At 53.0% G+C, this 5,752-nt stretch carries 5 protein-coding genes; 4 read left to right on the top strand and 1 reads right to left on the bottom strand.

The window, feature by feature from the left end; translation table 11 throughout:
- Window positions 1-242 precede the first annotated feature (242 nt).
- The 4 genes from QEH59_RS18110 to QEH59_RS18095 all read left to right on the top strand — a co-directional run bounded on the left by QEH59_RS18110 (window position 243) and on the right by QEH59_RS18095 (window position 3,619).
- The gene (locus QEH59_RS18110; protein WP_308986792.1) at window positions 243-1,835 is read left to right on the top strand and encodes a CARDB domain-containing protein; all 1,593 of its coding nucleotides are present in this window, start codon (window positions 243-245) and stop codon (window positions 1,833-1,835) included.
- A 177-nt stretch (window positions 1,836-2,012) separates the two neighbouring features.
- The gene (locus QEH59_RS18105) at window positions 2,013-2,813 is read left to right on the top strand and encodes a dienelactone hydrolase family protein (RefSeq protein ID WP_308986791.1); all 801 of its coding nucleotides are present in this window, start codon (window positions 2,013-2,015) and stop codon (window positions 2,811-2,813) included.
- Between the two features lie 351 nt (window positions 2,814-3,164).
- Window positions 3,165-3,356, top strand: a complete 192-nt coding sequence (locus QEH59_RS18100; protein WP_308986790.1) for a hypothetical protein — start codon at window positions 3,165-3,167, stop codon at window positions 3,354-3,356.
- Complete coding sequence (locus tag QEH59_RS18095) at window positions 3,350-3,619, top strand: type II toxin-antitoxin system YafQ family toxin (protein ID WP_308986789.1); 270 nt, start codon at window positions 3,350-3,352, stop codon at window positions 3,617-3,619. Before QEH59_RS18100 ends, QEH59_RS18095 begins: the two co-directional genes overlap by 7 nt.
- Window positions 3,620-3,900: 281 nt before the next feature.
- On the opposite strand, the gene atzF is transcribed toward QEH59_RS18095, so the two are convergent.
- Complete coding sequence (gene atzF, locus QEH59_RS18090; RefSeq protein WP_308986788.1) at window positions 3,901-5,628, bottom strand: allophanate hydrolase; 1,728 nt, start codon at window positions 5,626-5,628, stop codon at window positions 3,901-3,903.
- Window positions 5,629-5,752: the final 124 nt, after the last annotated feature.

Genomic DNA, 5,752 nt, shown 5'->3' with positions numbered 1-5,752 from the left:
CGTACTCCCCGCTGCTCTTTAGCAATCCACACAGACGCTCTCAGCTGACACTGAAATTTATACGTTGGCTGCGACATCACCTCAGAGTCGGCAGCCTCATCAGCCAAGCCCTGCAGTCGCTCAGGCAAGTCTACGCTGCATTTTGAGCCGGATTACTTGGACACCGTTCTTAAAATCATGCAAATCCCGCGAGTGCAGCGATTTCTTTACATGAGCTCGCGATCCGTTAGAACTGAGGATATATGAAACGACTCAGCTCCATTTTATTCGCGACATTGAGCCTATTCGCGCTCGCCTTTACTGGCTGTCAAACCGCCCCGACCCAAATAGATCGTGGTTACACCGCTCCTGCTCAGCCGGCTTCCACGCAAATTCAATGGCAGGGCGCCGATAACAAGGCTCCGGCGGCGAATAACGCTAGCAATCCTGTCGTATCTCCTCCTCGGCAGGCCATTCCTGCCACGCCCAGCCGCGGCTCGGACGTGATTATGCGCACCAATCAAATCAAAGTCACCAAGCGTGTGCTCGAAGCTGCTTCTGTCGGTGGATCTCTTAAATACCGCATTACGATCAATGCTCTTGATGATGTAAACAATGTCCGCCTGACCGAAACCATTCCTGCGGGCGTCCAATTTCAATCGGCCAACCCGGCAGCCTCGCTCGCTGGCAGCAATGCCAATTGGAACTTCCCTTCCATGCGTAAAGGACAAAGTCAGGATATCGACATCACTGTCAAACCAACCACCGAAGGTAACCACCAGATCTGCTCCACCGTTACCGTGGACAATGCCTTCTGCTTGGACTTCTTCGCTGGCCAGCCCAAATTGGATGTCGTAAAGAAGGGCCCACAAAGCATCGAACTGGGCGAAGAAGCGAGCTGGACCGTCACTGTCACTAATAACGGCTCGGCCGAAGCGACCAATGTCGTGGTCACCGACACTCTGCCTGACGCCTTTACGCCTACCAGCAACTTGCGCCAGCCAATTGGCAACCTTGCCCCAGGTGAGACTAAGAGCGTCACTTATACCGCAAAAGCCGTTAAACAGGGCAACTTCAGCAATCGTGCCGTCGCCAGCTATGACGGCGGCCAAACCGGCGGCCCAGGTCAAAGCCAAGTCGCGAGCTCTCCAATCGCAGTCGTGCAGTCTGGCATCCGTGTCCGTAAGACCGGCCCTTCCGAAGCTTATGTCTTCAAGCCTGAAGTCTTCAACATCACCATCGAAAACACGGGCGACACCGACCTTAAGAATGTCCGCATCACCGACATCTTGCCTAAGGGTGCCTCTGTCGCCGACAACGGCCGCGGCCGTGTTTCTGGTAATGCCATCGGTTGGATGATTCCCAACCTCCCCGCCGGCTCTAGCCAACTCATCCGCACCGAGATTGCAGCGACCCGTAAGGGCGAATCCACCAATACCGTCAAAGTGGTCAGCGCCAACGGCCTGGAGGCCTCCGACAGCGTCACCACAAACTGGCTCGCCGTTCCTGGTGTGACTGTTTCGATCACCGACAGCAAAGACCCGGTTCGTGTGCGCGAAGCCACAGTTTACAGCATCCAAGTGCGCAACCAAGGTGAGTTCGAGCCTGTCAGCGGCACCGTAACTGTCACTTTCAACGACAAAATCAAGCCCACCGCCGTGGCGGGCGACGCCCAAGGCACGATCAATGGTCAAACCGTCACCTTCCCACGCACGACATTGGAGCCTGGCAAGGACACCAACCTCAGCATCACTGCTGAAGGTGCGAACATTGGCCCTGGTCGCGCAGTCATGAACTTCAGCGCCGACTTCCTGAACGATCCCATCATCAGTCAGGAAACGACCAACGTTTACTAAGCGTTTAGAATCTGATTAACGGCTAAAAGCCGGATCGCTTACCTTTGACTCGATCTCCTAGGTATCTCCTGAGGTAAGAGTCAGCGCTTTTGTACATGAGTGGTAATTTTCAAAATCCGCTCGGGAAACCGAGCGGATTTTTTGCATTTAACCACAAAGTCCTCATCGTGCAGGGCTATGAAACTACACGCCCTCCTACTACTTCTCGCCGCCTCGATCACAAATTATGCCAGCGCTGATACGGTGCAAAAGACGATTCCTTACCAGCTCGATGGTGTAGAATTTGAAGGCACCTTAATCTACGATGATGACGCAGATCAGGACGAGCCACTGCCGGGCATTCTCATGATTCCCAATTGGATGGGACCCAGTGAGAACGCCTACACCAAAGCACGTATGATCGCTGGCGATGATTTTGCCGTTTTTGTCGCCGACATGTATGGCGTCGGCGTACGCCCTAGTAACGCATCCGAAGCCGGCAAGGCCGCAGGCGTCTTGCGCTCCGATCGAGCACTCATGCGAGCGCGTGCCCAAAAAGCGGTCGATGTCTTCCACGCACTCGCACGACAGCACCCGATCGACCCAAACAAGACAATCGCCATTGGTTTCTGCTTTGGCGGCGGCACGGTGCTGGAGCTTGCGCGCACCGGCACCGAGTCCATTCAAGGCGTCGTCTCTTTTCACGGAGACCTCAAATCGCCCACCTTGGCAGCTGACACTCAGCAAATCAAAATCCCAGCCCTAGTGCTCCACGGCGCAGACGATCCCTACGTGCCACAAGCAGATGTGCAAACTTTCATCGAAGCCATGAAAAGCAATGAAGTCGACGATTGGACACTGGTTCAATTTAGCGGCGCCGTACACTCATTCACCAATCCAGAAGCTCAGTCAGATGGCTCACGCTACGACAAACGCACCGCCAAGCGCGCCTTTGAGATGATGGAAGATTTCGCCGACGAGGTACTGGGGCTGGACTAAATTTTTAACAGCCGTTCCAGAAAGCTAAGCAATCACAAGAAACTCCATAATGTTTAAAATCTGCCTTTCATTCGACTGCTTATCGTCGGCGAAGGAGAGGTTATAGCATTTCTCAAAAGTCTTTGCGCTTATACTACAACATAAGAATTTAGAATATGCTTAACGGCTAAAGCCGTCACTCTTACCTTAGACTGTATATCCTCAGGTAAGAGTGAGCGCTTCAGCGCTTTTGGACACGAGGCGGTTCATTTAGATTTATTCATTTCATCATACGATTTACCTCATTACTTTTGAGAAACGCTCTAAATCTCCGAGCTTGAAAGTTCTAAAATCTAAACGATACTTATCAATATGAACGCAGCAGAAATAATCGAAGAGATTTCACGCTTACCCGAAGATGAGAAAGGGAAGATCGTGGAGTTTTTGAGCCATCAGCCTAACGCGGAGACGCTTGCAGCTATGCGTGAGCCGGTTGCAGAAGGTCGTTCATTTAAGAGCGCTGACGAATTATTTGCTTCCATTGAAGCCGAAGACGAATGTTAGAGATTAAGGACAAGCGTTCTTTCCGCAAAGATTACAAAAAGCTTAAATCATCAGGTAAAGACCTCTCTAAACTCGCAATTTTGATCGATATACTTGCGACCGGAGAGCCGCTAGCAGAACACTACATAGATCATTTATTGATCGGAGATTATGCCGATCATCGTGAATGCCATATCTCGCCCGATTGGCTTTTGATCTACCAAATAACTGAAACCGAGTTGATCCTTGTCCGCACTGGCTCACACAGCGCGTTGTTTGGTTGATAACTCTCTTGCCCGTATTCCAACTGACACAGGACTACGCCGACGAGATACTGGGGCTGGACTAATACCACTTCTAAGAATATATGATCTATAAGCTTGGCCTTTGCGTAGCCTCGAAACTTTGTTTCCATGCGTCGCCTTCGGCTATGTAGGACACAGTCGGGGACGATCGGCATCGCCTCGGTTCCCCTTTCGACGAGCTTAGGACTGGCGAGAACCGAGGTTACAAAAGACATATCTATTAGGACCAAACTTTTTTCGAATGGGTATAAGGAAACGCTCTAAGCCTGCGCCAAGAACCCGCGCCAACCGCCTGTGGCTGAAATGTCCTGAGCGGATTGGGCTGCCGCCGCTTCACATAAGAAGCCGTGCACCTTACGACCATCGCTGAGTTCAATTTGCCCCAGTCCGAGTGGTTGCTGAATGCTGGCTAGCAAAGCGCCCAACGATGCCTTCGGTAAGCGCCACTCTTCAGCGGCGATGGAAGATCCGCCTTCACCGACTCGTATGATACCAGGACGATGCGGGGCGGGCTCGGGCAAATAAATCATTTTATACTGAGCGGCCGTATCGACCTGAGCCACGAATTTTCCACCCAACTCCAAAATTTGCGAATTCAAGGGCAAGCCTTGCATGTGTGCGCCGAAGAGGAGAATGGGCAGTGTGTCATTATCGACCTCTAGTGCACGCGGACCTTTATCGGCAATCTCGATCAAGGCCTTGTCTGTGTCGCGCGGTGCGATCCATGTGATGCCGAAGGGCAGGCCGCTTTCTGTTTCGCCGGCGGGGGTGGCTACGGCGCAGAGGTCCAGCAGATTCATGAAATTGGTGTAGTAACCGAGCTGCGAATTTGGTCCGATCGGGTCGGCTGCTAAGTCCGCTAATGTGGGAAAACCGCCTGCGGTGGGCGTGACGATTGCGGCCAGCCCCTGCCAGACGGATTCACTTTCGCGCCGCAGTGCTGCCAGTTTGTAGCTGGCCGAAAAGGCGTCGCAGGCAGTGTTGTTTAAGCCGCCGCCGATAATTGTGCGAGTGGCCGGAAAGAAGTCATCGGCATTGGATGCGAGGAAATCTTGTAGCACAGCAGTGCGCTCAGAGACCCAGGGGCCTTCGTACAATAAACGGGCGGCCTGCAGGAAGGGCTCAAAATCGATGGTTTCAATTTCCCAGCCTTTCGATTCGAGCTCCAGTAAGGCTAGGCTCCATGCGGCTTCATAACCCGCATCGCCGAAGAACATTAATTGCTCGGGCTTCGGCACGCCGATCTTTTTGGATACGGGCAGGGATTGGTCTGCTGTGGGCAATGAGTAGGCATCGCTGCTATCAAAGCCTTCGGCTACTTTTAGTACGGCTTGTGAGTCTGCTGCATTCAGCGCAAAGATCGAAACGCAATCCAGGGTGCGGCAGGCGGGCACGACGCCACTGGTGCTGAGCCGTCCCTTGCTGGGCTTGACACCCCAGAGTTTATTGAAGGCGGCGGGCACACGTCCGGAACCCGCGGTGTCTGTGCCGAGCGAGAAGCTGACTAAGCTCTCCGATAGCGCCACTGCCGAGCCCGAACTGGAGCCTCCGGGCACGCGATCTGGCGCGAGTGGATTGCGTGGCACGCCGTATGGGCTGCGCACACCGACTAAACCCGTCGCGAATTGATCCAAGTTGGTTTTACCGATTGGGATCGCACCTGCTTGTATGAGTTTTTCCACTACAGGTGATGACTTCTCTGGCGTGTAGGCGTAGGCCGCGCAGGCTGCCGTCGTGGGCACGCCGGCTAAGTCGATATTGTCCTTAATTGCAAACGGAATGCCATAGAGCGGCTGCGAGGCCGGATCCTCAGATTCCAAGCGCAGTAGGTAAGGCTCTAATTCTTCAGGGCTTAAGCGATGAATCCAAATCTTAGGATTGTCCACCCGATCCGCCTGCTTTTGCAAAGCTTCACACAGCTCACGTGGGCTCAATTCACCCGATGCGTAGAGTGTAGTAAGGTTCTGTATGTCTAAGGAAATATTCATGGTAAAAATCGTAGGGGCTTCACTTGTGGAGACCGCAGTGTTGTTGGCGGAGACTCGGCGGTCTTCATAAATGAAGCCCCTGCTATGTTAGTTTGTGTCAAGAACGTAGAAGCTGTTAGTTGGT

The sequence above is a fragment of the Thalassobacterium sedimentorum genome, assembly GCF_031127905.1.
Taxonomy (GTDB): Bacteria; Verrucomicrobiota; Verrucomicrobiia; order Opitutales; family Coraliomargaritaceae; genus Thalassobacterium; species Thalassobacterium sedimentorum.
Note: the sequence above shows the minus strand (reverse complement) of the source record. Positions and strands in the feature narration are given on the sequence as shown.

What these genes read in the sequence shown, in the direction of transcription:
- QEH59_RS18110 (WP_308986792.1), top strand. Translation starts at nt 243, where the DNA reads ATGAAACGACTCAGCTCCATTTTATTCGCGACATTGAGCCTATTCGCG.
- QEH59_RS18105 (WP_308986791.1), top strand. Translation starts at nt 2,013, where the DNA reads ATGAAACTACACGCCCTCCTACTACTTCTCGCCGCCTCGATCACAAAT.
- QEH59_RS18100 (WP_308986790.1), top strand. Translation starts at nt 3,165, where the DNA reads ATGAACGCAGCAGAAATAATCGAAGAGATTTCACGCTTACCCGAAGAT.
- QEH59_RS18095 (WP_308986789.1), top strand. Translation starts at nt 3,350, where the DNA reads ATGTTAGAGATTAAGGACAAGCGTTCTTTCCGCAAAGATTACAAAAAG.
- atzF (WP_308986788.1), bottom strand. Translation starts at nt 5,628, where the DNA reads ATGAATATTTCCTTAGACATACAGAACCTTACTACACTCTACGCATCG.